The sequence below is a fragment of the Peribacillus sp. N1 genome (assembly GCF_054600815.1).
Window position 1 is genome coordinate 240335 of sequence record NZ_BAAHZO010000001.1, and the last position, 25353, is coordinate 265687.

24 protein-coding genes are annotated in these 25353 nt (G+C 38.7%); 18 read left to right on the top strand and 6 right to left on the bottom strand.

The features are described from left to right. The first annotated feature begins 20 nt into the window (after positions 1–20). The 4 genes from ACYP5M_RS01140 to ACYP5M_RS01155 all read left to right on the top strand — a co-directional run bounded on the left by ACYP5M_RS01140 (position 21) and on the right by ACYP5M_RS01155 (position 2480). Positions 21–440 (top strand): RrF2 family transcriptional regulator, encoded by a 420-nt coding sequence (locus ACYP5M_RS01140; protein ID WP_459734506.1) that lies wholly within the window; start codon positions 21–23, stop codon positions 438–440. A gap of 100 nt (positions 441–540) precedes the next feature. Continuing rightward, positions 541–924 (top strand): IDEAL domain-containing protein, encoded by a 384-nt coding sequence (locus ACYP5M_RS01145; RefSeq protein WP_434169271.1) that lies wholly within the window; start codon positions 541–543, stop codon positions 922–924. A gap of 51 nt (positions 925–975) precedes the next feature. Then, positions 976–1290 (top strand): thioredoxin, encoded by a 315-nt coding sequence (gene trxA / locus ACYP5M_RS01150; protein ID WP_434169272.1) that lies wholly within the window; start codon positions 976–978, stop codon positions 1288–1290. A gap of 68 nt (positions 1291–1358) precedes the next feature. Then, entirely contained in the window at positions 1359–2480 is a 1122-nt protein-coding gene (locus ACYP5M_RS01155; RefSeq protein ID WP_434169273.1) for an NADH-dependent flavin oxidoreductase, read from the top strand. Positions 2481–3403: 923 nt separating this feature from the next. On the opposite strand, the gene ACYP5M_RS01160 is transcribed toward ACYP5M_RS01155, so the two are convergent. Then, entirely contained in the window at positions 3404–3802 is a 399-nt protein-coding gene (locus ACYP5M_RS01160; RefSeq protein WP_101221655.1) for a DoxX family protein, read from the bottom strand. A 463-nt stretch (positions 3803–4265) separates the two neighbouring features. Beyond that, a complete protein-coding gene (locus tag ACYP5M_RS01165; protein ID WP_434169274.1) occupies positions 4266–4652 on the bottom strand; it encodes a DUF4183 domain-containing protein in 387 nt (128 codons plus the stop codon). Between the two features lie 136 nt (positions 4653–4788). Here ACYP5M_RS01165 and ACYP5M_RS01170 point away from each other — a divergent pair, with 136 nt between their 5' ends. Further along, on the top strand, positions 4789–5169 hold the full coding sequence (locus ACYP5M_RS01170; RefSeq protein ID WP_101222215.1) for a DUF4183 domain-containing protein: 381 nt from the start codon (positions 4789–4791) through the stop codon (positions 5167–5169). Between the two features lie 184 nt (positions 5170–5353). Here the strand turns inward: ACYP5M_RS01170 and ACYP5M_RS01175 are convergent, their stop codons facing one another. After that, positions 5354–5527, bottom strand: a complete 174-nt coding sequence (locus tag ACYP5M_RS01175; RefSeq protein WP_101221656.1) for an aspartyl-phosphate phosphatase Spo0E family protein — start codon at positions 5525–5527, stop codon at positions 5354–5356. Between the two features lie 256 nt (positions 5528–5783). Here ACYP5M_RS01175 and ACYP5M_RS01180 point away from each other — a divergent pair, with 256 nt between their 5' ends. From ACYP5M_RS01180 to ACYP5M_RS01215, 8 genes are all read left to right on the top strand, one after another. Beyond that, a complete protein-coding gene (locus ACYP5M_RS01180) occupies positions 5784–6491 on the top strand; it encodes a cytochrome c biogenesis protein CcdA (RefSeq protein ID WP_434169275.1) in 708 nt (235 codons plus the stop codon). 411 nt (positions 6492–6902) lie between these two features. Further along, complete coding sequence (locus tag ACYP5M_RS01185) at positions 6903–7379, top strand: CcdC family protein (protein ID WP_101221658.1); 477 nt, start codon at positions 6903–6905, stop codon at positions 7377–7379. 157 nt (positions 7380–7536) lie between these two features. Further along, positions 7537–8592 (top strand): YeeE/YedE family protein, encoded by a 1056-nt coding sequence (locus tag ACYP5M_RS01190; RefSeq protein WP_202190537.1) that lies wholly within the window; start codon positions 7537–7539, stop codon positions 8590–8592. Positions 8593–8632: 40 nt separating this feature from the next. Beyond that, the gene (locus ACYP5M_RS01195; RefSeq protein ID WP_048685981.1) at positions 8633–8860 is read left to right on the top strand and encodes a sulfurtransferase TusA family protein; all 228 of its coding nucleotides are present in this window, start codon (positions 8633–8635) and stop codon (positions 8858–8860) included. Between the two features lie 128 nt (positions 8861–8988). Next, a complete protein-coding gene (locus tag ACYP5M_RS01200) occupies positions 8989–9294 on the top strand; it encodes a DUF3219 family protein (protein ID WP_101221659.1) in 306 nt (101 codons plus the stop codon). An 80-nt stretch (positions 9295–9374) separates the two neighbouring features. Next, entirely contained in the window at positions 9375–9803 is a 429-nt protein-coding gene (locus ACYP5M_RS01205; RefSeq protein WP_137018029.1) for a DUF2621 domain-containing protein, read from the top strand. A gap of 162 nt (positions 9804–9965) precedes the next feature. Continuing rightward, positions 9966–11111 carry an exonuclease SbcCD subunit D gene (locus tag ACYP5M_RS01210; protein ID WP_101221661.1) on the top strand — a complete coding sequence of 382 codons (1146 nt, stop codon included), beginning with the start codon at positions 9966–9968 and terminating at the stop codon, positions 11109–11111. After that, positions 11108–14239, top strand: coding sequence for an AAA family ATPase (locus ACYP5M_RS01215; protein WP_459734507.1), 3132 nt, complete (start codon positions 11108–11110; stop codon positions 14237–14239). The genes ACYP5M_RS01210 and ACYP5M_RS01215 overlap by 4 nt, the downstream gene beginning before the upstream one ends. Before the next feature lie 63 nt (positions 14240–14302). Here ACYP5M_RS01215 and ACYP5M_RS01220 read toward each other — a convergent pair whose 3' ends face one another. Then, on the bottom strand, positions 14303–14710 hold the full coding sequence (locus ACYP5M_RS01220) for an Hsp20 family protein (RefSeq protein WP_101221663.1): 408 nt from the start codon (positions 14708–14710) through the stop codon (positions 14303–14305). Between the two features lie 771 nt (positions 14711–15481). Then, positions 15482–16846, bottom strand: a complete 1365-nt coding sequence (locus tag ACYP5M_RS01225) for a citrate:proton symporter (RefSeq protein WP_459734508.1) — start codon at positions 16844–16846, stop codon at positions 15482–15484. A 936-nt stretch (positions 16847–17782) separates the two neighbouring features. Here ACYP5M_RS01225 and ttdA point away from each other — a divergent pair. Next, positions 17783–18694, top strand: coding sequence for a L(+)-tartrate dehydratase subunit alpha (ttdA, locus tag ACYP5M_RS01230; protein WP_230176523.1), 912 nt, complete (start codon positions 17783–17785; stop codon positions 18692–18694). Next, the gene (gene ttdB, locus ACYP5M_RS01235; protein WP_101221665.1) at positions 18691–19302 is read left to right on the top strand and encodes a L(+)-tartrate dehydratase subunit beta; all 612 of its coding nucleotides are present in this window, start codon (positions 18691–18693) and stop codon (positions 19300–19302) included. The genes ttdA and ttdB overlap by 4 nt, the downstream gene beginning before the upstream one ends. A gap of 141 nt (positions 19303–19443) precedes the next feature. On the opposite strand, the gene ACYP5M_RS01240 is transcribed toward ttdB, so the two are convergent. Next, positions 19444–20235, bottom strand: a complete 792-nt coding sequence (locus ACYP5M_RS01240) for a GntR family transcriptional regulator (RefSeq protein ID WP_137024611.1) — start codon at positions 20233–20235, stop codon at positions 19444–19446. 876 nt (positions 20236–21111) lie between these two features. On the opposite strand from ACYP5M_RS01240, the gene ACYP5M_RS01245 reads away from it, so the two are divergent. The 3 genes from ACYP5M_RS01245 to ACYP5M_RS01255 all read left to right on the top strand — a co-directional run bounded on the left by ACYP5M_RS01245 (position 21112) and on the right by ACYP5M_RS01255 (position 25340). After that, a complete protein-coding gene (locus tag ACYP5M_RS01245) occupies positions 21112–22710 on the top strand; it encodes a long-chain-fatty-acid--CoA ligase (protein WP_459734509.1) in 1599 nt (532 codons plus the stop codon). A 93-nt stretch (positions 22711–22803) separates the two neighbouring features. Then, positions 22804–24072 (top strand): MFS transporter, encoded by a 1269-nt coding sequence (locus ACYP5M_RS01250; RefSeq protein ID WP_434169282.1) that lies wholly within the window; start codon positions 22804–22806, stop codon positions 24070–24072. Positions 24073–24167: 95 nt separating this feature from the next. Then, positions 24168–25340, top strand: a complete 1173-nt coding sequence (locus ACYP5M_RS01255; protein WP_459734510.1) for a thiolase family protein — start codon at positions 24168–24170, stop codon at positions 25338–25340. Positions 25341–25353: the final 13 nt, after the last annotated feature.

A 25353-nucleotide genomic window follows, 5' to 3' on the forward strand; every position in this document is an offset into this window, starting at 1 on the left:
CCTTGAGGAGGATGCGAAAAGTGAATAGTGATTTTACAATAGCTGTGCATAGTTTGGTCTATTTAGCTTTTCTACCAGATCATATGGCAAGCAGTGAGTCTATCGCAGAAAACGTTTGTACAAACTCGGCAAGGATTCGGAAAATGATGAGCTGCTTAAGAAAAAAGGGATTTGTTAAAACGAAAGAAGGTGTGGGCGGAGGTTATATTCTAGACTGTAATCCTGAAGAGGTAAGTTTGGCAGATATTTATATAACGGTCTCACATGGAACCTTGAAACCGAAATGGTGTACAGGCGATCCGGAGAAAAAATGTGTCATATCCTCCAATACCCAGGTAGTCATGGATCAAATATTCGATGAAGCAGAATTGTATTTTGAAAAATATTTGGAAGATATAACTCTCAGCACTTTTTTGGAAAAAATTAAACAATGTCCGTGATATTGATTTAGTTTTTTCTTTGCACAAAATGTATATTTTATTAATACAGTTAATAACTATAGTTTTAATATTAAATGAATATAAAAGGGGTGTTAAGGAAATGGTTGAAAACAATCTGTTCAAAAATGGGGATTGGGTACAGGGAAAATCAAGAGATGGAGAACTTATCCATGGTTTCGTTGAAAACGTGAGCGATAATCGTGAAATTGTTAAAGTGAATGTGGTGGAAAGTGACAATGAAAAAGCGGTTGGGAAATCTATTTGGATTCCAAGTAGATGGACTGAAAAGCTGCCGGATCTAGAAATCAGTAACGAAACACATCTTTTGGCCTTAATTGATTTGGCTTTACTTTCTAAAGATGAAACATGGTTCATGGAGTTATCCGGTAAATTGGAATCCATCAAAATCCATCCGAAAATGAATGCCAGGAAATCAGAGGCTTTTATCCCGGGAAATAGAATCGCAAAACTTGATTTTAAATAGATGGTGAGTAAAGACCATAAATATTTCGGATAATACAAGGAGGAAATGATCATGACAATAGAACATGTTACAGATGATAATTTTGCTAGTGAAATCAAGGAAGGTTTGGTATTGGTTGATTTTTGGGCACCGTGGTGCGGTCCGTGCAAAATGATTGCCCCAGTTCTTAATGAAATCGATGAGGAAATGGGTGATCAGGTTAAGATCGTAAAACTTAATGTGGATGAAAATTCAAATACGACAAGCGAATATGGAGTGATGGGAATTCCAGCACTTATTCTATTTAAAGATGGAGATAAGGTAGATCAAGCTATTGGCTTCCAGCCAAAAGAAGCCATTTCGGCATTAATTGCAAAGTATGCATGATATTTAAATTAGTTTGCGGATTTGATTTATTATACAAACCAGTGGGTTACAAAATGGAGGATTACTAAATGAATTCTAAATATACACCATTATTTGAATCGTTCAATTTAGGAAAGGGAATAGAATTGAAAAATCGATTGGTGATGGCACCTATGACAAATTTCTCTTCTAATTCTGACGGTACCGTTACCGACGCAGAAGTTAATTATTATGAACGCCGGTCAAGCGGTGTAGGCATGGTTATAACGGCTTGTACTTACGTGACGGCTAATGGAAAAGGTTTTCATGGGGAATTTGGCGGAGATAAGGATGAATTAATACCTAGTCTAAATCGATTAGCATCAGCGATTAAAGCGAAAGGGGCAAAGGCAATTCTCCAGATTTTTCATGGCGGCCGAGAGGTTCCACCGGAATTAGTAGATGGTGATGTAGTCAGCGCAAGCAATATCCCGTCGGAAGGCGAAGGGAAAGCAGTTCCGCGTCCACTTTCTGAAAAGGAAATAGAATCGATCATTCTCGACTTTGGTGAAACCACCCGACGTGCCATTGAAGCGGGATTTGACGGTGTAGAAATTCACGGTGCTAATGGGTACTTGCTTCAGCAATTCTTTTCTCCTCATTCAAACCGTCGTGAAGACAAGTGGGGCGGTTCCCTTGAAAAGCGCCTGACTTTTCCATTATCGGTTGTGGACGAAGTGAAAAAGGCTGTTGCTGAACATGCAAAGGATCCCTTCATCGTTGGATATCGTTTTTCACCGGAGGAGCCGGAAACTCCAGGAATAACCATGGATGATACACTTGCATTGATTGATGGACTTGTAACAAAGGATTTGGATTATCTTCATGTTTCATTAATGGAATTCTGGTCGAAAGCAAGACGGGGAGCCGACGTTGACCGACCTCGGATAGAAATTATAAAAGAACGTATCGGAGATCAAGTTCCCGTCATTGGAGTTGGTTCCATCTATACAGCGGATGATGCGATTAAAGCACTGCAATCCGGGATTCCATTAATCGCATTAGGCCGTGAAATCATAATCGATCCTGAATGGGTACAAAAAGTGGAACAAGGCAGGGAAGCAGAAATCGTGACAAAAATAAACAAAGATAATCAGCTGCAACTAGATATTCCAGATCCATTATGGCAAGCGATCATCCACTCTCCAGGATGGTTCCCAGGGGTAGAATAAAGTAAAAAATGCATTCTGGTTTTTATGTTTATGGAGATACCACTTATAGGAGTGAGAATCTATTAAGTGAATTTCAAATTGAATCCTTAAACTGAGTATTCTATTTCTAAGCTGTTTCGGAAAATAAAACAGGGGAAAGATTTAGAATTTTCATTGACTAGAAATTAAGTCTCATCAGCAGATGCATTCGGAAATTTTGGTGAGGAAAGGGGCTTTCTTTACGGAACACTTGAAAAAGGTTAGGAAGGACGTTAGGTAACACCAGAAGAGCAACCATTAATTAATGGTTGCTCTTCTGGTGTTACCCTCTTTTTAACAGAATAGCTAATATCAAAGATATTTGCAGAGAAATGATAAGTAAAAGAGACAATATAAAATGTTCATCTAAAGAAGCATCATAGCTAAAGATAAAAAATAAAATCACTGATATTATTTAGAATGCAAATGAAATTAATAATGACTTGCCTCATGGGCCCCCCATTCTAACAACAGATTAATAACACCCGGAGATAAAAGAACATGAGGTTATGATCATTCTCATTATTACTGTACTCTATTTTTCCTGATTATGAGTCTTGGTTTTTAGACATGATATTTCAAATTAGGAACAATTGTTTGGAGGAACATAAAGAATAGGATTCGAATTTAATGGCATTGTTCCAACTCATTTGTAAAAATTACTGTACAGCAGTGATTTCACAGGTAGTTTGCATTACAATATTGAAACCATCTTATTTAAATATGGGACAACCTATGTTCCTATTTCCTCAACACAATAATCGAAGTATCCATTACTCGATTTTTAAGCTTTGATAACCAAGATAAAAATTTCTGAGCAATGGGGAAAAAGAAAAAACACGGAGTGGATTAAACCCACTCCGTGTTATCCGTAATGTAGGGATTTAGCAAACCCACCGATTTCCTTAAAATAGAAAGGAATCAAGTGAGTATGGGCCAGCTCCCGTTAACGCTATGCCAATCGCCACTGCAAGGATGGCAAGATTATATTCATAACCGTTTTGAGTTGCCCAATAGCCATTTGCTCCATGGACTTTAACGATCGCAACGAGCATTGTAAGTGCAATCAATATACCTGCAAAGGGTGTAAAGAGACCTAATGCAAACAAAGCACCGCCAATAAGCTCTGATAGACCAGCAAATAGGGCCATAGTAACTCCTGGCTTCATGCCAATAGAATCAAACCAGCCTCCTGTACCTTTCAAGCCATGACCGCCAAACCAACCAAATAATTTTTGTGCCCCATGACCTACAAACGATAAACCGATAACTACACGTATAACTAATAAGCCTATACCAATCATTTATGATTCCTCCTGGAATTTAATTTGAATTTAGATATCTTTAATTCGAGATTTGTGATTTTAAAAAAAGATGTTATCTCGAATTAATTTATCTTTAATTAAAGATAATCTTATTTTAGTGATTTGTCAAACATAATTTTATCTCTTATGGCTTATTTCAACAGGAGGGTTTTTGGAAAACAGATGAACTTTGCCTGGAGCAAAACAATAAGTCAGAACCGTAACACATTCCTTTTTCCTACTGTAGGTTAGCTTCAGTTTGAATTTCATAGTCGCAATTAAGGTCTTCAAACGGATACCCTACTGCTATATCTATCTTACTCGTAAATTTCACACTTTTACTCGTGAGGTTTGCTCATTTACTCGTAAGTTTTATACTTTTACTCGTGAATTCCGCGCAATTACTCGTAAATTACTCAATTTTCCTCATGATCAGTATATTGAAATTCAATTTCAATTTTATTTAATTTAGGAATCGTTTAGGAACAGGCCGCTCATTTAAATAATGAACATTTGCAAAATGATTGGTGTACTGGATATCAATCGTATTCAATTTAAGTTTTCCTTTTTCAACGGTGTAATTATCGTGGGGCTGCAATACACCATTTATGAATAAATTCATATAGGATACATTTGATGGATCAAGTATTACCTGATTGTCTATGTCAGCTATTCCGTCTTTTTCTTCATAAATCCGTTGGCACCCATTTGCAATAGCATAAAATTCATAAGAAATGATTCTTTTTGGGATCCTCGAGCGAACTTCGTTGGGAGAGCACTTAGGGAAAAACAACAAAGGTCTCGGGATAGCTGTATCTTCTTTAATGAAACGGAAATATTTACTTTGCATTTCTAAAACTCTCCCCTTTTCTTATCTCCTTATACATTTTATCTAAAGTACAGATTATCGTGAGGACCATTTCTGAAAATTGTCTATATAATTCCTTTTGCAAAGTCATAGCATGGAGAGAAGAGAGGTGAATATTTTGCCGTTAAAAATAATGAAATTAGCGATAGCGGCTACCTCTGTGATCAATGTGAATCCATTGGTCACCCGATTATTTTATGAGGTGCCTGCCGCATCGACTGGTCCAACCACGCTTTCAATTGATCCAGCAAGCTTTTTCTCGGATACTGGTGACCCTGCGACTGTACTGCCTGTATTAAGTACTGAAAACAGTTCATATGAGGTGTTTATTAATGGGGTGCTTCAAATGGAGGATTTAACAACGTACACACCAGGTGCCACTGGGGTAGGAAGTCTTGTGATCACTGTTCCGGACGGTTCTTCCATCTTAGCTGGATCTCCTATCGTTCTTGTTGTGACAAACTATGCACCGACATCCGATGTTGATATTGCTACATGATTTCTAAGCATTATTTTAAATGAAAAAACAGGAAAACAGGCAGCGCCCATAGTGCTTGCCTGTTTTTTAATATAGAAAATGTCATGCCTATGTATTCAAATTGTGAAAGAATGAAAAAGGGGAGATTGACAGCAAAATAAATCATATAATAATATATGTGGTTATCAATGGGAGAGGTACTGGGTTAAAAATTTGTACCTGTTTTATAAAAAAGTTCATTATATTTATTTAATAATTGATCAAGTTGCTGGCTGTATTCAACGGCAACATTTGAGTTCAAACCATCTTTAGCGACAATCTTGATAAGTTCATTTCTCTTCAATTCAATCTGTTCGAGAAATTCATTCTTTTTAGCCATTATATTTCCTTTCTGGCCCAACATTTTTTCATGGTACCATTAATTTATGTGTTCGTTGTAAAATCTGTATGAATATAACAATTATATCGGCTTGGACTAATGAATTCAAATAAGTTATCTTATTGAAAATTAAACCGTCGCCCCATTCTGTTTTTAGGCAATTGGCTGTCATGAAATATTCACAGTTCCATAAATGTATTTTTTTATCTTATTTGTTACAATGTTTATAGGTTGACATACATAGGAGTGAGCTTATTTGAATGATATTAATATGTTTTTAGCATTTGGGGCGGGATTCCTGAGTTTTATTTCGCCATGCTGCTTACCGTTATATCCGGCCTTTTTATCTTATATCACTGGTATGAGTGTTGGTGAAATCAAATCCGAGAACGCCATGCTCCAAAGAAGGAGCATGCTGCATACCTTATTCTTCCTGCTTGGGTTTTCTCTGGTTTTTATCGCAATAGGTTTTAGCACATCATACCTAGGTTCTTTTTTCGCGGATTACAAAGAATTAATTCGTCAGATTGGCGCCATCCTGATAATCATTTTTGGTTTATTCATTGTAGGAATCTTTCAGCCGAAATCTTTGATGAAAGACAGCCGCTTTGAATTCAAGAACCGACCTAGCGGATATATAGGTTCCATTCTTATCGGACTGGCCTTTGCCGCTGGATGGACCCCTTGTGCAGGTCCGCTATTAGGCGCTGTCATTTCACTGGGTGCAACAAATCCTAGTGCCGCCATGAGCTATATGACTGCCTATATTTTAGGATTTGCCATACCGTTTTTCATATTATCCTTCTTTGTCGGAAAATTGAAATGGATCAAAAAGTACAGCCAATACATCATGAAGATTGGCGGATATTTAATGATTGTAATGGGTGTGATTTTGTTTTTTGATTGGATGACCAAAATAATTGCAGTCCTGTCTAGACTATTCGGTGGCTTCACGGGTTTTTAGTCCATAATAAGTTATTTTTTCAATATTCTAGTTGATTGCCTGCTATTAGGTCTTATGGTATCAATTTCGTTTATTTTGGGTCTAAGGTCATTCACTGAATTGTCGGTATATAAATTAAATCCTGACCTAAGAAATTAAAAAGGAATTTCATGCCGCAAAGGTTATAATAAGCTCTGCTATAGGTGGTCAGCAAAAATATGGTTATCGAAGGCTATAGTAAGCCAGGGTGCAAGATTTTTTTCTTCAAGCCTTTGGACGAAGGCGGGGCATTGGAAGCATCAAAAGGTAGCTTATTCAATAACACCTCCTTGTTTATCTCAAATAGGTAATATATACTTTGTTTATAAATTGAAGTCATATATAATTTTTAATGGTACTTACCTATTTTTAGTTTAAAGGGATGGTTAAGAGATGATATATATATCAACAGGTATAGCGATCGTGATGGCTATAGGTGTTTTCATATTACGGATGAAGGAAACGAAAAAACCAGTGAATGAAAAGAAAATCATCTTACCGCCGCTGTTTATGAGTACGGGCGCTTTAATGTTTATTTTCCCGATGTTCCGTGTGACTCGATACGAATTGCTGGAGGCTATTGTTGCAGGGATGTTATTTTCCATCTTATTGATTAAAACATCTAAATTTGAAGTAAGAGATGAAAAAATTTATATTCTGCGCTCTAAAGCGTTCATATTCATATTGATTGGTCTCATGGTGATTCGACTGGTGGCAAAACTGATGCTTGGAAGCACGATTGAAATCGGTGTATTGAGCGGAATGTTTTTCTTACTTGCTTTCGCGATGATCGTTCCGTGGAGAATTGCCATGCTTTACCAATATAAAAAAGTTAAAGCAGCCAGTTTCGGCAGAAGCAGTATGGTGTGATAATCAAAAAAACCTGAGTCGATATTCATGATGACTCGGGTTTTTCATTTGCCTGGAACTTTTCATGAGTAAAAAAAAAAATCCAAAAACCTAGTAATTTCATCCGGATTATATTATATTAGTATTATTATTATTTTACTTAAGGAGGAAACGGTACATGTTACAAATGATTGTGTTCGGGATTATTTGTGGTTTATTGCTTGGATTTGTGCTTCAAAGAGGCCGTTTCTGTGTTGTTGGTGCATATCGTGATTTGATTTTAGCTAAAGATGGACGGATGTTTTTGGCTACATTTGTTGTTATAGCGATACAAAGTATTGGTGTTTATGCATTGAATGATACAGGGGTCATTCAGTTTGGAAATGATGGTTTTCCATGGTTGGGAACAATCGTGGGTGGCTTTATTTTTGGTATTGGTATGGTTCTGGCAGGAGGTTGCGCCACTGGAACATGGTATCGTGCCGGAGAGGGCATGATCGGAAGTTGGGTTGCCCTTTTTGGATATATGCTAGGGGCAGCAATGACGAAATATGGTATATGGAAAGTGGCTGGAGATAATCTATTATCATATCGTACAAATGATACGTATATTCATGAAACGTTAAATGTTTCGCCTTGGGTGCTTGTGATTATTGTGACACTCTTGGTTGGCATATTGGTGATTCGTGAATTGAGAAAGCCGAAACTGCCAATTTTTAAAATGAAGCCGAAAAAGACGGGATTGGCCCACATCTTATTCGAGAAACGTTGGCATCCTTTTGTTACAGCATTATTGGTTGGCCTTATTGCAATCATGGCATGGCCGCTAAGTGCAATGACAGGCCGAATGTTCGGACTGGGAATTACAGCGCCTTCCGCGAACATTTTAACTTTCCTTATAACCGGAGATGATGCGTTAATCGATTGGGGTACGTTTTTAGTATTGGGCATTTTCCTTGGTGCTTTCATTGCAGCCAAAGGGAGCGGGGAATTCCGTTGGCGTTTGCCTGATATGAAAACGTTACGTAACAATGCAATTGGCGGTGTAACCATGGGATTCGGCGCAAGTGTTGCCGGAGGATGCACAATCGGAAATGGACTGGTGAACTCGGCGTTATTTGCTTGGCAAGGTTGGATCGCGATTGTCTTTTTCCTGCTGGGTACATGGGTAGCAACTTATTTCACGATTATCCGTAAGCAAAAGCAGACAGCTGCTGCATCCAAAGCGGCTTAAGATACGAGCCGAAAATTTTTGATCAAGGAGTGGAATATAAATGGCAAAGGTATTGGAAACGACTGGGATGGTATGTCCATTCCCTTTAGTGGAAGCGAAAGAAGCGATAGTGGACATGGCAAAAGGAGAGGAATTGATCATTAATTTCGATTGCACACAAGCAACGGAGAGCATTCCCCGTTGGGCTGCTACCGAAGGTCATGAAATCACGGAGTTTGAGCAAATCGATGATGCTAAATGGAGAATAATCGTCAAAAAGGGAAAGTAAATTGATTGGAAAAAAACGTGCGCGGGTTTCCTGTGCACGTTTTTTCATTTTTTCAAGGTTGAATGATTGGCGCTGAAAGCTCCTAGTGATAACATGTCTTTAACCACTTTATTAAGGAGATGTTGATAATGGTAGACGAGGTCATTTTAAACGATGTTCCAATTCATGTTACTGATTTTCATGCTGAAAATGTAAAGGATTCTGAAGGTAAGGAAATCAGGAAAATCAGTTTTAACTTTAAGGTTACACATAGTGAATATCATGATATTACAACATTGCTTTATCAAATGGTATTTGATATAAAGATTCCACAGTCAAACGAGGAGTTTCGTGCAGAGATCTTTAACTATGCAACTTCGGTCACGAATCTATATGAAGAAAATGCGGTGGGGGATTTTTCGCTTGTCTTGCTGGAAGTGAACGGTCAAGAATGATTGCATTGCCAGTCTTGTAAAGATATGGGTTACTGTCTATAATAATAGTGACGATCATTCTATACATATGAGGTGGTACTTTGCTTAGCGGATGGTTTTTATGGTTTATTCTATTTTGGGTAGCCCTTTTAATTATATTGATGAGCATAGGTGGCTTTTTCATGTTTCGAAAGTTCCTGAAAAGATTTCCCAAAGAAGATGGGAAATCCGATATGGATTGGGAAGAATACTATTTGGAACAAACAAAGCACTTATGGTCAAAGCAGCAAAAGGAATTACTAGAAGATTTAGTGAGCCCTGTGCCAGAACTTTTTCGTGATGTTGCACGACATAAAATCGCAGGGAAAATCGGAGAGTTGGCGTTAAAGGAAAAAGCGGGCGATATTACGGAAGATTTAGTGATACGCGGCTATATCATTGCCACACCAAAACGTGATCATAAATTTTTACAAAAAAAATTAGCTGAAAGAAAGGTGAATATGGGTCCATATGAACACTTATTCAGCTAATGATGAAAAAAGCAGACTCTTTTGGAGTTTGCTTTTTTTATTCTGAATAATTCAAAAGAATGGTGCGGTGTGGTAAAAATTAGAACGTCTGTACCCAAACCATGCTATTCGTAAAATTTTTGATATAATAATAGTAAGTAAAAATTAGGACGGAGTGAAACTATGAAATTTATCCATACGGCTGATTGGCATTTAGGGAAAATCGTTCACGGGGTACATATGACAGATGACCAAAGGCATGCGCTCTTGCAATTCATAGAAATTGTCGAAGAGGAAAAACCGGATGCGGTTGTGATCGCCGGTGATCTATATGATCGTTCCGTTCCGCCGACTGAAGCGGTGGAGCTGCTTGATGAAATCCTTTATACGATTAATGTGAAAATGAATACACCGATCGTTGCGATATCGGGAAACCATGATTCTGCGGAAAGACTGGCATTCGGTTCATCATGGTATCGTCATAGCCAGTTATACATTCATGGGAAATTGACAAAAACATGTGAGCCGGTTCGCATCAAGGGAGTGAACTTTTATTGTGTTCCATATGCAGAACCCGGGACGGTTCGCCATCTTTTTGAAGATGATAGTATCCATTCCCATCAAGAAGCTATGAAGCGGATAACCGGAACGATTGCTGAGAATTTCAATAAGGATGAGCCGAATGTCTTCGTAGGACATGCTTTTGTATTAGGCGGAAAAACGAGCGATTCGGAAAGGATCTTGTCGGTAGGTGGTTCTGGCTGTGTTTCATCCGACTTATTCGATGCGTTCGATTATACGGCACTTGGGCATTTACATAGTCCAGACGCGATACGTCATCCTAAGGTGTTTTACTCTGGATCACTATTAAAATATTCTTTTTCCGAGGCCAAGCAGAATAAGTCGCTTTCGATCGTCGATATGCAAGAAGATGGAAGCTTTGATATTCGCTATCGTTCTTTGGCGCCCAAGTTCGATATGAGGGAAATATCCGGATCGATGGAAGAGTTGCTTGATCCCGTTTTTTATCAATCGCAAAAAAAGGATGACTATTTAAAAATAACACTAAATGATGAGGGGGCACTCATCGATCCCATAAATCGCTTGCGCCAGATTTATCCGAACGTACTACATCTAGAACGTAAATGGGATTTGACCGACCTTAGGAGAAAAAATTCCTTCTCTTCAGTAAAAGATGAACGGAAATCGGAATTGGACCTGTTCGAGACGTTTTATCAAGAAATGACAGATCGGGCCTTTGATTCCAAAAAGCAGGATTTGATGGTTTCGGTAATTGAAGCTGTTAAGAAAGAGGAGGCTTTGAAATGAGACCGGATATTTTAACGATGCAGGCATTCGGACCATATGCAGGAAGGGAAACCATTGATTTTAATTCCCTAGGAGAACGGACCATGTTTGTCATTTCTGGAAAGACAGGCGCAGGGAAAACAACGATATTTGATGGGATTAGTTTTGCGATATATGGTAAAGCCAGCGGTGAAGATCGCAGCGGGCAAGATTTGCGAAGTCAGTTTGCAGAAGATGATATGTTGACGGAAGTTTCATTACAATTTACCCTGCGAGGAAAAACGTATTTGGTGACCCGGTCGCCGCAGCAGGAACGCAAGAAAAAAGCAGGTGAAGGAACAACAACGGTTGGAGCAAAGGCTGAGTTATATGAGATATTGGCCGAAGGAAAAAAATTGCTGGGTGCAAATGTACGAGAAGTTGAAGAAAAAATAAAAGTACTCATTGGACTTGATGCGAATCAATTTCGGCAAATCCTGATGATTCCTCAAAATGAATTCCGAAAACTGTTAACTTCCGACAGCAAGGATAAGGAACAGATTCTTCAGAAATTATTTCATACTGAACTTTATAAACGAATAGAAGAAAAGTTAAAAGAAGAGGCTTCGATCCTAAGAAAGCAAAGTGAAAAAAGTGCTCAGCGGAGAATCGAATTAATGAAAGGCATCCAGCCTGGCAATCATGAAAAATTGCAGGCGCAATTACAAGGGGAAGAGCCTAATGAACAGCAGGTCTTGCCTTTGTTACAGGAAGTCATTTTGCAAGCAACAGAAAAAAATGAGTATATAAATAAACAAATACAGGAAAAGCAAAAAGCCCGTGATCAAGTAAATCAAGAACTTTCAAAAGCTGTCGATTTATTAAATCGATTTTCGGAAAAAGAAACACTGCGAAAAGAAAAGGAAAACCTTGAAGCAAAGCTGCCAGAAATGGAACTAGTGAAAGTCCAAATAAAAATGGCACACAAAGCGGCATCGCTTGAAAAGCAGGAACAATACTATTTGCGTATCGGCAAACAAGTACAAGATGCTAGTACCGAACTTCAAAAGTTAAGTGAGCAATCCGAGAAGTTACGGGCTGAGCGCATTGAGAAGCAGGATTCCTATGATAAGGAAATGTTGAAGGGAAATGAAAGAGAGCAGGCAGTCCGAACTGTTCATCAGCTTGAGCAGGTAAAAGAGGCTGTCAGGACTTTTGCAAGCTTAAAAGCACAGGTTACTTTAGACGAAAAAGAGTGGCAAACGAGTAAACGACTTCGTGAAAAAACTGTTTCGGAACATCTGGCGATTGAAGCGGAAGCAGAGAAAGTCGCTCAAGAAATAACAGAAGCGGAAAAAGCAGCTGCCCTTTATCGTGATCAGGAAATTGAAGCAGAAAGAACTAATTCTTCGTTATCGAAAATTAAAAAGCTTCAAGAAGTTCTTAATGAAATAACTAATACGAAACGGGTTCTGGATGAAAAGAATATTCGGTTCCATGAGTTACAAAGAATACAAACTCAGGAGAAGGAAAAACTGGAAACCCTGAATCGGAACTGGAGATCAGGCCAAGCGGGTATGCTTGCCTCCATGCTGCACTCAGGAGAAAATTGTCCTGTTTGCGGTTCGCAAAGCCATCCAAAACCTGCGCAAATGCATGAGCATATGCCGACGGATTTGGAACTGAAAGAGCAAGAAAACAAGCTGAAATCTGCGGAACAACAAAAAAGCCAAGCGGAAAGTGAATATTATCAAGCGAAATCCAAATATGATGCACTGGCAGAGTCTTCACAAGAAAAGCTTTGTGACTTACAAAATGACTTGCCGGAGTTTAGGTTTGAGGATATTGAAGAGCATTTGACACAGTTTGTACAAAAAGGCAAAGTGCTGCAAGAGCAGCTAAAAGAATTGATGCGGAAAAAGTCTGTATTCAATGATCTGGAAAAAAGGTTACTTGATTTAAAAGACCAGGCAACCCAGCTAAAGGAGAATCTAATCTCTTTAGAAAGAAAAGAGGACGAAGGGAAAACCAGGTATATTGAAAACTCTACAAAACTAACAGGATTAACCGATTCCCTGCCTGACGGAATAAGGACAGAGGAAGAATATAATGCTGTTTATCAAATGGCTGTAAAAACACAGAAACGCTTACAATCGGCCTTGGAAGATGCACAAAAAAACCTTCAACTGGTGAAGGAAAGAGAATCGGCCATCATTGCAAAAACAGAATCCTTAAGTGGAAATATAGAGGCTTTCAAGACAGAATTGAAAGAGGAGCGGGAAAAGTTAATTACGGAAATGACCAATCAGGGCTTTTCCAATTATAAAGAATATACGGCAGCAAAAAAATCGGAAGCTGCTCTTGGAAATTTGGAAGATCAAGTTCAGCAGTATAATCAAAATTGGCAAAGTGTTTTAAGTCTGTTTCATGACTTGGAAATGAAATTAAAAGATGTTACCAAACCGGATCTTGAAGGATTGAAAAAGACTTTCGATTTCATAGATGGAGAATTGGAGTCTTTACGCCTAAATCAGAATGAGTTGCAGGCTGAAAAACGGACTAACGAAGAAATCGATAGGAAATTGGCGCAAATCAGGGAAGAACAGAAAAGTTTGGATGAAAGGTACAGTATCGTCGGTCATCTGTCTGAGATTTCCAAAGGTCAAAACTCCTTCAAAATAACTTTTGAACGTTATGTATTGGCAGCCTTTTTAGATGATATCCTAAAAGAAGCCAATTCAAGGCTGCTGAAAATGACAAGCGGAAGATATCAGTTATTGCGAAAGCTTGATCCTACACGCAGGAATATCCAGAGCGGTCTGGAGTTATCTGTGTATGATCAATATACAGGACAAGAGAGGCATGTCAAAACCCTTTCGGGAGGAGAGAGCTTTAAGGCTTCCCTTGCACTTGCCTTGGGTCTTGCGGATGTTGTCCAGCAGAATGCTGGCGGAATTTCACTTGAAACGATGTTCATCGATGAAGGTTTCGGTACGCTCGACCCTGAATCTCTTGATCATGCAATTGAAGCATTAATGGATATACAAAGCACCGGGAGATTGGTCGGGATAATATCCCATGTCCCGGAATTGAAAGAAAGAATCGATGCCCAGCTTCAAGTCATTTCGACACAAAAAGGAAGTCGGACGTCCTTTTATTTTGCTGGGTAATCAACAAAAAAGAATGGCTAAGGGGAGTTCCCCAGGCCATTCTTTTTATTTTTAATGAACGGACTACTCAATGTTAATATCTTCTGCTGTTTTTCCGGGGGAAAACTTATGGATGCGAATCACCAAGATCGGATTCGAGAATTCAGCGGTAATTCTGCGTGAGCAAATCGAAAAGGGGAAAGGGATTTTTCTCTGTGTGGGTAGTTTATCTTCTTTTTTATCAAGAAATGGCTTATGAGTATCGTCAACGATGATCGATAGCTCATTATCACTTAGGCATACTTTAATATCTTTCACATCATGATCTTCCAAAACCGCTTCCACCATATACTCATCGTCACTTTCATATATATCAATTGAAAAAAGTTGATGATCCAACGCACAAGTTTCCGGATCCAGAAAAAAACTTTTTACCCATTCATCAAACTTTTCAACCTCATTCATTTGCGATCCATGTTGATTGTCTTGCATGTTGATACCCCCGGTTTTCCTTTGAGGTATTATATGTTGGGGCATGAGGAATGGTGAATGAAAAAGTGAAATTGATGATGATAATAAGTTCTCCGAAAACGTGGTTGGAAAAAATGAAAAAGCCACCCAATGCAAAGGAACGATGGGTATGTGGGTATAAAAGAGAATCAAAAAGTAGAAGGAATTCAATAAAAAAGTGATGACCAATTTTAATTGAGTTGGTAATTTTTTTATAAACAATCAAGTTGATCGATCATGCTATTAAAGTTAATACAACTACAAATGTCATATTAAATGTATTTTTTATATAATTCACCAAAAATAATTACGATTCTGAAGATATTCGATCTGTTTCCTCTTAAGCAAACTATGTTATAAATTCAGCAGAACCGTATATTTCTGAAATCCCACTGTTCACTTTTGGAATTTATCAAGTTGAAACTTAGTTTATTATGGATTCACTAGATATATAGTTAGAATGTAATGCTAATGGCAAAAAAATCAACGAGACCCTTCCTGTAAATAGTAATCTAGTGATTCGCGTCGTAACTTTTAGGGGAATTTTGCTTTGAAAAAAGGATTACACAAATTAGTCAGGACTAATTTGTGTAATCCTTTTACATCTTTTCAATAAACACGCCTTATATTCAGTAGCAGCGACAAGATTTTGATAGAATGCTTTTATTCTTGTGTATGTACATTCTGCGTATATTTGTGTTGCAGTGAAATGGAAGATATTTGTTTCAATCAAGCTCTTATAAGGATTTTTTTCTAAATCGGCAATGCCCCGGTTAATGTATAAACAACTAGGTATATAAGTATGATGGGCCAAGCATAAATTACATACTTTATTTGAAAGTCTATAAAGTTTGTCTCTGTAGAATCAACTAACATATATAGAGCTGGAATAACTGGTGAAATTAGACGGAATGCTTGTCCCACCATGGAAGCTACAGCTGCTTCGCTAGCAGAAATTCCATATTGGCCCATAACATCTGACATAACGCCGGCAATCCCAAAATAGAAAGCATCTTGCGGTAAAAATGTAATTGCAGGTGCTGCAATTAATGCGTAGATTGGTGCCATATTTGAGCCTAGTGATTCTGGGATCATAGCTGTAATAGATGTTGCTAAAGCGGTTGACATCCCGCTACCTGTTAATACGCCAGAGAAAACTCCGGCAGCCAAAGTTGCCAAAGCTGGTGCTAAAGCATCTGCCGCTAAGTCATCAATTCGTTTATTAATAAGACTTGTAGACTTATAGTTTACCGTAAGGGCAATTGCTGCACCTATACCAAATAAAACACCGCCATGTGCAACATCCATCACAAGCATAACTAAAATAGCTAGCGTTAAAATCAAATTAAAAGAATATAGTTTAGGTCGCTTTAATTCAGGATCTTTTAGACGAATAGCGTTTAACATACTTTCCAATTGCTCTGGAGAAATATCTTTAGCTGTCTTAGGATCAAAGTTTAAGCGTTTTCTTTCTTTTATTCCGATAAAATAAGCCATAAAAATTGCAAATACTTCAGCAACTAGCATTCCTGGCAATAAATCTTTAAACAATTCGCTAATACTTACACCCATTGCTGTGCTTGCAGCAATTGTTGGGCCTCCCCATGGTAACTGATTAAAAATTCCAATAGGGGTAACGATAATTACTGCTAAATAAATTAGCTTAATATTCATTTGTTTATAAAGTTGAAGGAAAGCAGCAACACAAATGATAATAGTTGTAGTAGTATCACCATTCATAGTGACTACTGTCGCAGTTAAAACGGTTGCCATTGTAACTTTCAATGGGTCCCCTTTTGCTTTTTTTATAAAGAATTCACATAAAGGGTCAAACAAACCGACATTAAGCATTAAACCAAAATACAACACCGCAAATAAGATAACGATAGCAGGTGAAATAACCCCAGTAGAAACCTTTCCTGTTTTTTCATCTACACTAAATAAAATACCTTCTTTAATCCATTCAAACAGATCCAAAAAGGAAGCGCCCGTTACAAAGGTTGCAATTGCTCCAAAGACAAATGGAATAATTGTTAATGCCCCGAAAACAGATAATTTATTTTTTGAGAGAAGTACAATGAATACAATGATCATTAATAATGCTAGGAATGTTAACATACAAACCAGCTCCCGTATAAAGTATGAACCTAAGTTTTTTGTAATTTTAAATAGTTAAGTATATGACTACGAAATTAAGCTTTGAATATATTTATCTTTTATCCAGAACCTTATCAGAAGGGCCAACTTTAAATGAGGTTCTAGGTTCTTTTTTATTTATTTGATGAAACTAACTCGCTAGAAATGGAAGCGTATACAAAAATGTTCATCACTTATGATAATACGAAAAAACAAATCGTGGATGTAGGAGAATACATTGGTAGGGCAATGTTATTAAACGTTCTCTTTTTTTACGTACACCCCCATTTCTTTAATCTTTGAGTGACAGGACTTTTTTCTAAAATCTAAGTTCTCCAGATTAAGAATGATTACAAATGGAAATTTTGTTTAAAAGCGCAACCAATAATATCACTCCTTGTATTTCTAAATTTGATTGTATGTTAATGTATACGTTAATGTCAACTTAATTTTTAGAATATTCAACCTTTTTAATATGAGATTTATAAAATAATGTAGAAAATACATAATATAGTGGCGAAGTTACGTTTTTACCCGGAAATTAATTTTAATAATATGAAATAAAACCATTGACTTTAATGTATACGTTATTTAATAATTAGCTCATAAGATATTTACATTACTCTGGTTCACATGCAAGAGATGTGAATAGTGGTAGGAGAGCTAGCAATGAAGGAAAAACCTTTTTTCGCATCTATCCCTGATGAAGAAATTTGATTCCTCCCTTTGAGGTTGTGGGTATATCGAAAATGGGCATATGGTGGATGCTAAGGGATTTAGAAAAGCTTTACTTAGCAATTGATATAGCTGGAGCCGGAGTTTTGATGTCAGAATATTCTTACATTGAGATTTGAAGACAGTTACCGATTTTCTTCTCTTTCTACACAAAATATTAAAGATAAAAAAAGGAGAGTTATTATGAGTGTTATTATGGAAAAGTTACAGCAAAAAGAAAAGATGACTGATTTGATGGCGAGGTTTGTCTCCCTTGTCAGCTACAAACTTCCCGATGATGTGGAAAATAAACTGAAAGAACTAAGTGAAGAGGAAGATAATAAGCTTGCAAAAATCATTTACAAAACCATGTTTGATAATCAAAAGCTGGCTTATGAGTTAAAGAGACCTTCATGTCAGGATACAGGTGTTCTCCAGTTTTTTGTTAAGTGCGGACAGAACTTCCCCCTGATTGGACAGTTAGATAGCATTCTGAGGGATAGTGTGTATAAGTCAACTCAAGAAACTCCATTGCGACACAATTCTGTAGAAACATTTGATGAGTACAATACAGGAAAGAACATCGGTGACGGTTCACCAAGCATCTTCTGGGAAATTGCAGAAGACAGTGATAAAGTGGAAATCTATACTTATATGGCAGGAGGAGGTTGTACCCTTCCTGGAGTGGCGACGGTTCTAATGCCGGGTGAAGGCTATGAAGGCGTGGTAAAGTTTGTTCTCGATCGGATGACTAGTTATGGAATTAATGCCTGTCCTCCACTTCTTGTTGGTGTAGGCGTCGGTACTTCTGTAGAAACAGCAGCTATGAACTCTAAAAAAGCTCTTATGAGACCTGTTGGAAGTCGTAATGAAAATGAAAATGCTGCTAAGATGGAAAAGCTTCTTGAAGATGGAATTAACGCTATTGGCCTTGGACCTCAGGGGCTTAAGGGATCTAAATCTGTCATGGGTGTAAATGTTGTGAATACGGCAAGGCATCCTTCTACTATTGGTGTGGCAATTAATACAGGGTGCTGGTCCCATAGAAGAGGAAAGATCACCTTTGACAGTAATTTGAACTATGAAATTAGTACTCACGAGGGGGTAACACTATGAGTAAAAAAGTATTAACCACACCTATAAAAGATGAGGATCTTAAGGACATAAGAATTGGAGACATTATCTACCTATCAGGTACACTGGTTACTTGCAGAGATGTTGCCCACAGGAGACTTATAGAAGAGAAGATCCCTTTACCTGTAGATCTTAAGGGCAAAGCCATATTTCATGCAGGTCCCATTGTTAGAGACCTTGGAAAGGAACAGTACGAAATTGTTTCTATTGGTCCAACAACGAGTATGAGAATGGAAAAATTCGAAAAGGAATTTATCGAAGAAACAGGTGTTAAACTTATTGTTGGAAAAGGTGGAATGGGGAAGAACACTGAAGAAGGATGCAAGAATCATAAAGCGCTGCATCTCGTCTATCCAGCCGGAAATGCAGTTTATGCGGCAACAAAGGTTGAACAGATCAGAGAAGTACACTGGAAAGACCTTGGGATGCCAGAATCTCTTTGGGTATGTGAAGTGAATGAGTTCGGTCCTCTTATCGTTTCCATTGATACAGAAGGAAATAACATCTTTGAAGAAAATAAGGTGGAGTTCAATAAAAAGAAGGAAGAACAATATGAGTTAATCAGTAAACAAGTAAGATTCATCAAGTAAGTTATGGAGTAAAAATCTATCATTATTAATAAATTAAGGCTGTAGAGATTTCACAGAAATCAACTACAGCCTTTTTTAATATTACGGAATTTCCATAATGGGTAGTTTATGATGATAAAATATTAAGTACGAATGTCTAAATCATGGAAAAGTCTCGTTATTTCCCGTTTCTTCCGGTAATGGAGGCATAGATTGAAGAGCATCTAGAATTTCGTTGCGCGCTCTATAGCGATGAGATTGCAACATAGTTCGTACAGCTTCAGGCTCGCCTGCTCGCATTACTGCTAAAATCGCCTTATGTTCAGTCACTGATCGTGTTGGCTTTGGTCGAAGCCCAATTGTGTATAAGCGTGCGCGATAGAGTTGGTCAGACTGACTATCAACAATCCCTCTTAGGCGTGGGTTTTGAGCTAAATCAACAATATAATTATGAAATTGATCATCGAGTTCTGTCCATGCAAGTAGATCGTTTAGTTCTAGTGCCTTTTCTTGTTCTTCAATCAGATGTTCAAGTTGGTTTAACTCTTGGTGAGTAGCACGACCGGTAGCGAGTCTGCCAGCAACACCATCGAGCGCTTCCACCACTTCATAAATCTGTTGAAGATCATCTGCTACAAGTGGTGCAACAATAAAACCACGACGCGGTATGAGCCGTACCCAGCCTTCCGTTTCCAAACGGACAAGTGATTCACGTACAGGTGTCCTGCTCATGCCCAGGATTTCTGCCATTTCCCTCTCTAGTACAGTCTGTCCAGGCGGCAATTGAAGGTGGCGAATCGCATGTCGAACAGCTAGATAAGCACGTTGTGGCAATCGTGACTCTCCATTTACATCTAAATTAGATAAAAATGAACGAACAGCTAGAGAAAGGTCAGACTGATCTAGTCTTTTAACATTAGAATCAGGTGTTTGAGGTGTTTTTTGATTATTCATTTCCTTATCACTCATCCCGACAAATTTCAAATTTTATGTAATACATAACCAAATAATGTTGAGTAGGTTATGATTAACAAGGTTATATTATGACTTTACAAGTAAATCATAACAGAAAAACAATCACTCTCTCAATTGGTAAAATTGAAAAACAGATAATCTTGGTAAAGGTCATAAGTGATGATTATCTTATTATTCACAAAAAAACACTCTATATCCAGAGGATTTGAGGGAGCTTTCGTTAAACAACGGGGTTGCTGCGGCAGCCCCTTTTCTTAATCGACACATAGTTTATATGAATTGTTCATCAAACATACGCTAAGAGAGATACTAAAAAGTGAAAGAACGAGATATTAGGTCTTAACAGGATGGTCCGATCGATTGAACCAGTTATGTGGCTTGGGTGAGTCTTGGATTCAGCGCCGGAAAAATCAGTCTGCGAATGCGCCTACGCTAAAAAATCCTGGAATGGAGATTGAGCTCTTTATTTAATACACTCGTAAGCCAAGTTTCATTAAATATTACACTTGCCCATCCTTAGCTGGATAGGCTTTTCAAATTTCTTTATACACCATGATAAACTCAAAATCATGATTTGTGAGTAGATGTAATCTATAATATGGAAAAAACCTACTTTTTAAAATCGTTAGAAAACCAATCGGAGTTTGTTTGAAATTCAAAAATGAATTATGGGCATTTCGATGAATCCTCTACAGAAAGGCATTATTTGTGTATAAAATTCATAAATGAATTGAGTTGTACGTAAAATCTTGCTGTTTTACTCCTTTATAGGACTTGGCATGCAAGTTGCATAATCATATAAGTATAAAATAAACATGCACGATATGAAATTCGTTTATGTGTGGAGGGATAATGGTGCGAAAAACGATAAATAAACCATGGGAGCAATGGTATGTTGAAAGTATGAAATCTATGAAGCTACCGGAAATATCCGTCTATTCACTGCTTGATATAACAGCAAGTAAGTTTCCACACCATACAGCTATCATTTATGAAGACCAGTCAATGGACTATGAGAATTTAAAAATGCAGGTAGACAAACTTGCTGGTAAATGGAGAGAAATGGGCTTTGTTAAAGGTGAACGGATTGGTCTGATGATGGCCAACCATCCTAATTTCATTATCAGTTATTACGCTGCCCAGGCACTAGGTCTGTTAGTTGTCCAAATTAATCCCATGTATAAACCGCGGGAACTATTACAAATTTTAATAGACTCGGATACCAAGAATATTGTTTTTGACCATACGGCCGCGAATACAATCCAAGAAACGAAAACGATATATGAATTTGATGTTTGCATTGATACGGAAAATGATCAAAATGGCTCTTATTCCCTTCAAACGATGATTAGAAGCGGGGAGGCCATTGAGAAGCCCGAAATGATAAACCCGCATGAAGATACGGCAGTCATCCAATATACTGGCGGCACCACTGGGAAGATGAAGGGTGTCATGCTTACTCACCATAATTTAACCTCCAATGTCGTGCAGAGCTTTGAAATGTATGGGGATTCCCTGAAGCCTGGCGAAGAAATCGTTTTGGCAGCTACGCCTCTTTATCATGTATATGCCATGACTAGTGCAATGAATCTAGGTATCTATATTGGAGCTGCTATCCTCTTATTTCCTAAATTCGAACTTGAAGAAGTACTTGCAAAAATAAAAAAGCATCGTCCGACATTCTTTCCAGGAGTTCCAAAAATGTATAATGCATTTGTCAATCATCCTGGAATTGAAAACTATGGACTGAATTGTTTAAAAAGTTGTTCTTGTGGATCGGCGCCCCTGCCGGTTGAAGTAATTAAGCGATTCGAGGAGCTGACCGGTGCCAAAATCGGAGAGGGTTTCGGGTTGTCGGAGGCCTCACCATCCACTCATCGTAATCCGCCTTTCGGAAAAAGGAAAATAGGAAGCATTGGCATCCCTTTTCCAGGCACTGACTGTATGATCATTGACGATGAAAATAATGAAGTGCCTAACACATGCGTTGGGGAGTTGCTCATAAAAGGTCCGCAAATCATGAAGGGTTATTGGAATAACGAAGCCGAAACCAAAAAGGCCTTACAGAATGACTGGTTATATACTGGCGATCTTGCTGTGATGGATGACGAAGGTTATTTCTATATCGTCGGCAGGAAAAAAGAAATGATCATCGTCGGCGGATTCAATATTTACCCACAGGAGGTAGAAGGGGTTCTGTATGAACATCCGGCAGTTAAAGAGGCAGCTGTGGTGGGCATCCCCCATAAAGAAAAAGGCGAAATAGTAAAAGCATTCATCGTACCTAAAGAAAGCGCTTCCGTGGATCTTGAAGAAATAGAAGGATATTGTTATTCCCAATTGACGCCTTATAAGGTACCAAAAGTATTTGAATTGAGACAAGAACTTCCGCGAAATACAGTGGGAAAACTTTTAAAAAGATTGTTAGTTAAAGAGGAATTAGAAAAGGATTGAAAGGGGGGGAATGTGGTTCCAACATATAAGTTGAAGCTTAAGTTGGAAGGCATGCCAGATTGTGAACAAAAATAATGAAGAGGAGGGATTCATATGCGTTGGGTTGTTCTCATTCTATTATTCTTTGGAGCCGTCATCAATTTTGCAGATAAATCGATCGTAGGTCTCGCAGCTGTTCCCATCATGAAGGAATTCGATCTTACCTATGCGGAGTGGGGTCTTGTTGGAAGCAGTTATTATTGGCTCTACCCAGTAACAGGGATTTTTGGGGCAGCATGGGCCGATCGGCTGGGGGCTAAAAAGGTACTGGGATTCATCATGCTGACATGGACCGTTTTGCAATTCGGGGTCTTAGCCATCACCGCACTTCCATTATTAATTCTATACAGGATTTTGCTGGGAGCATTCGAAGGGCCTTATAGCCCGATTGCTTACAGTCATGCCGATAAGTGGTTTCCGCCGAAACTGAAAGGCTTTGCCAATTCGGTGGTGGTTGGCGGAGGGACCGTTGGTGCGATGATCGTGGCACCGATCCTCGTTTCCTTAATTACGATATTCGGCTGGAAGGTTGCCTTTGCAGCACTTGGTGCAGCAAGCCTTGTTTGGTTCTTCCTCTTTCAATTTTTAACAAAGGAAAATCCAGTTGAAGTATATGAAAACGTACAAAAGAAAAAGAAACAAAAACTTGAAAAAATAAAAGTGAAAGACTTTTTACTGCTACTGGCCTCACCTACTGCTTTGTTTACTACACTAGCTTATTTTTCAACATATATTTTAGTTGTTTGGTTTTCAGTTTGGCTCCCGATTTATTTAGTGGAAGCCGTAAAAATGACTCCAGGTCAAATGGGAACAAGTGTTGCGGTAATCGGAATCGTTTCCGTATGTATTTATATGGGTGTTTCGATGGCGTCCGATCATTTATTCAAGAAGAATCAGAATTGGCGATCATCAAGGGTATTCGTCGTCGCGGGCGCCATGATTCTTGGTGCATTGTTCTTTTCCTCAATCATGGTATTTCAAAATCCAATCTGGGTGATAGTCGCCATGTGTTTAGCAAAGGGCCTTACATATGCCATTTTACCGATCGGACCAACGATCATGATCAATGAAATGCAGGAGCGGGGGGGATTGATGACAAGCATCTTAACATCATCAGGAAATCTAGCGGGAATTGTTGCACCTCTATTAACTGGCTATATCATAAGTCTAGCTGGAGGAAATCAACTATTGGGTTATAATCTATCGATATTGTTCATGGCCATCCTTGTCCTGGCTTTTGGCATCCTGTTTGCCATATTCGTTAAACCGGCCGGGAAACTTAAAAATAAAAGTTCTGATAATTTTGACCTTAAGTCCTCATAAGCAGGGTCGAACCTGCTTACATTCAATGAAACTAGTGAAGAGAAGGAATGCCTTCAAATAATGGAGTGAATAAAAGGAAAAGGAGCGGATGGGACATGAATAGAGAAGCCGTCATAGTTTCTGCAGTTCGAACAGCAATTGGAAAGCAGGGAGGTGCACTTGCATCTGTTCCTGCCCATGTATTTGGAGCAGAAGTGATGAAAGAAGCCTTGAAACGAGCGAATGTCGAACCTCGAATGATAGATGATGTAATCATGGGGAATGTGTTAAGCGGGGGTGGAAACATTGCCAGGTTAACTGCACTGGAAACTGGCCTCTCAATTCATCTTCCGGGACTGACTGTCGATCGTCAATGCGGCTCGGGAATAAATGCTGTCAACTTGGCTGCACAAGCGATCCGGGCTGGCGAAGGAGATGTCTATATCGCCGGTGGGGTCGAGAGCATGAGCAGGGCGCCATACTTGATGGATCGTCCGGAAAAAGCATACAGTGCAAAGCCGCCACAGTTCAGAAAGTCACGGTTGTCCCCGAAGGTGATCGGCGATCCCCCGATGGGAATCACTGCTGAAAACTTAGCGGAAAAATATGAGGTCAGCAGGGAAGAACAAGATGAATTCGCTCTACAAAGCCAAAAAAATATGGCCAGAGCCGTGGAAGAGGGCCGTTTCAATGAGCAAATTGCACCTATTTACATTCCCGTCAGAAAAGGTGACGATATTGAATTTAAATTGGATGAACATCCACGACCGCAAATAACGAAAGAAGGGCTAGCCAAATTATCGCCTGCGTTTTTAGAAGGCGGGTCCGTGACTGCAGGCAATAGTTCGGGATTGAATGATGCAGCATCAGCATTGGTCATCATGTCGAGGGAAAAAGCGGTGGAATTGGGGATTAAACCTTTAGCGACGATCAGGGCACAGGCCGTTGCAGGGGTAGATCCAAATTATATGGGAATAGGACCTGTTCCCGCTATAAGAAAGGTAATGGAGAAATCAGGGCTTTCCTTAAATGAAATGGACATCATTGAAATTAATGAAGCATTCGCCGCTCAAGTCATTGCTTGCAATCGGGAGCTTGATATGAACCCCGCCAGAGTGAATGTGAATGGGGGAGCCATAGCACATGGACACCCACTAGGTGCGACGGGTGCCATCCTCATTACGAAAGCGGTTCATGAATTGAAGCGTTCTGCCGGAAGGTTTGCTCTTATTACGGCTTGCATTGGAGGCGGACAGGGAATTGCTACGATAATTGAACGTGAAGCTTGATTTTGTAAGTGTG

Excerpts from the sequence above, each read along its gene's own strand:
- ACYP5M_RS01145 (WP_434169271.1), top strand. The coding sequence starts at position 541 with ATGGTTGAAAACAATCTGTTCAAAAATGGGGATTGGGTACAGGGAAAA.
- trxA (WP_434169272.1), top strand. The coding sequence starts at position 976 with ATGACAATAGAACATGTTACAGATGATAATTTTGCTAGTGAAATCAAG.
- ACYP5M_RS01155 (WP_434169273.1), top strand. The coding sequence starts at position 1,359 with ATGAATTCTAAATATACACCATTATTTGAATCGTTCAATTTAGGAAAG.
- ACYP5M_RS01160 (WP_101221655.1), bottom strand. The coding sequence starts at position 3,802 with ATGATTGGTATAGGCTTATTAGTTATACGTGTAGTTATCGGTTTATCG.
- ACYP5M_RS01165 (WP_434169274.1), bottom strand. The coding sequence starts at position 4,652 with ATGCAAAGTAAATATTTCCGTTTCATTAAAGAAGATACAGCTATCCCG.
- ACYP5M_RS01175 (WP_101221656.1), bottom strand. The coding sequence starts at position 5,527 with ATGGCTAAAAAGAATGAATTTCTCGAACAGATTGAATTGAAGAGAAAT.
- ACYP5M_RS01185 (WP_101221658.1), top strand. The coding sequence starts at position 6,903 with ATGATATATATATCAACAGGTATAGCGATCGTGATGGCTATAGGTGTT.
- ACYP5M_RS01190 (WP_202190537.1), top strand. The coding sequence starts at position 7,537 with ATGTTACAAATGATTGTGTTCGGGATTATTTGTGGTTTATTGCTTGGA.
- ACYP5M_RS01195 (WP_048685981.1), top strand. The coding sequence starts at position 8,633 with ATGGCAAAGGTATTGGAAACGACTGGGATGGTATGTCCATTCCCTTTA.
- ACYP5M_RS01200 (WP_101221659.1), top strand. The coding sequence starts at position 8,989 with ATGGTAGACGAGGTCATTTTAAACGATGTTCCAATTCATGTTACTGAT.
- ACYP5M_RS01210 (WP_101221661.1), top strand. The coding sequence starts at position 9,966 with ATGAAATTTATCCATACGGCTGATTGGCATTTAGGGAAAATCGTTCAC.
- ACYP5M_RS01215 (WP_459734507.1), top strand. The coding sequence starts at position 11,108 with ATGAGACCGGATATTTTAACGATGCAGGCATTCGGACCATATGCAGGA.
- ACYP5M_RS01220 (WP_101221663.1), bottom strand. The coding sequence starts at position 14,710 with ATGCAAGACAATCAACATGGATCGCAAATGAATGAGGTTGAAAAGTTT.
- ACYP5M_RS01225 (WP_459734508.1), bottom strand. The coding sequence starts at position 16,846 with ATGTTAACATTCCTAGCATTATTAATGATCATTGTATTCATTGTACTT.
- ttdA (WP_230176523.1), top strand. The coding sequence starts at position 17,783 with ATGAGTGTTATTATGGAAAAGTTACAGCAAAAAGAAAAGATGACTGAT.
- ttdB (WP_101221665.1), top strand. The coding sequence starts at position 18,691 with ATGAGTAAAAAAGTATTAACCACACCTATAAAAGATGAGGATCTTAAG.
- ACYP5M_RS01240 (WP_137024611.1), bottom strand. The coding sequence starts at position 20,235 with ATGAATAATCAAAAAACACCTCAAACACCTGATTCTAATGTTAAAAGA.
- ACYP5M_RS01250 (WP_434169282.1), top strand. The coding sequence starts at position 22,804 with ATGCGTTGGGTTGTTCTCATTCTATTATTCTTTGGAGCCGTCATCAAT.
- ACYP5M_RS01255 (WP_459734510.1), top strand. The coding sequence starts at position 24,168 with ATGAATAGAGAAGCCGTCATAGTTTCTGCAGTTCGAACAGCAATTGGA.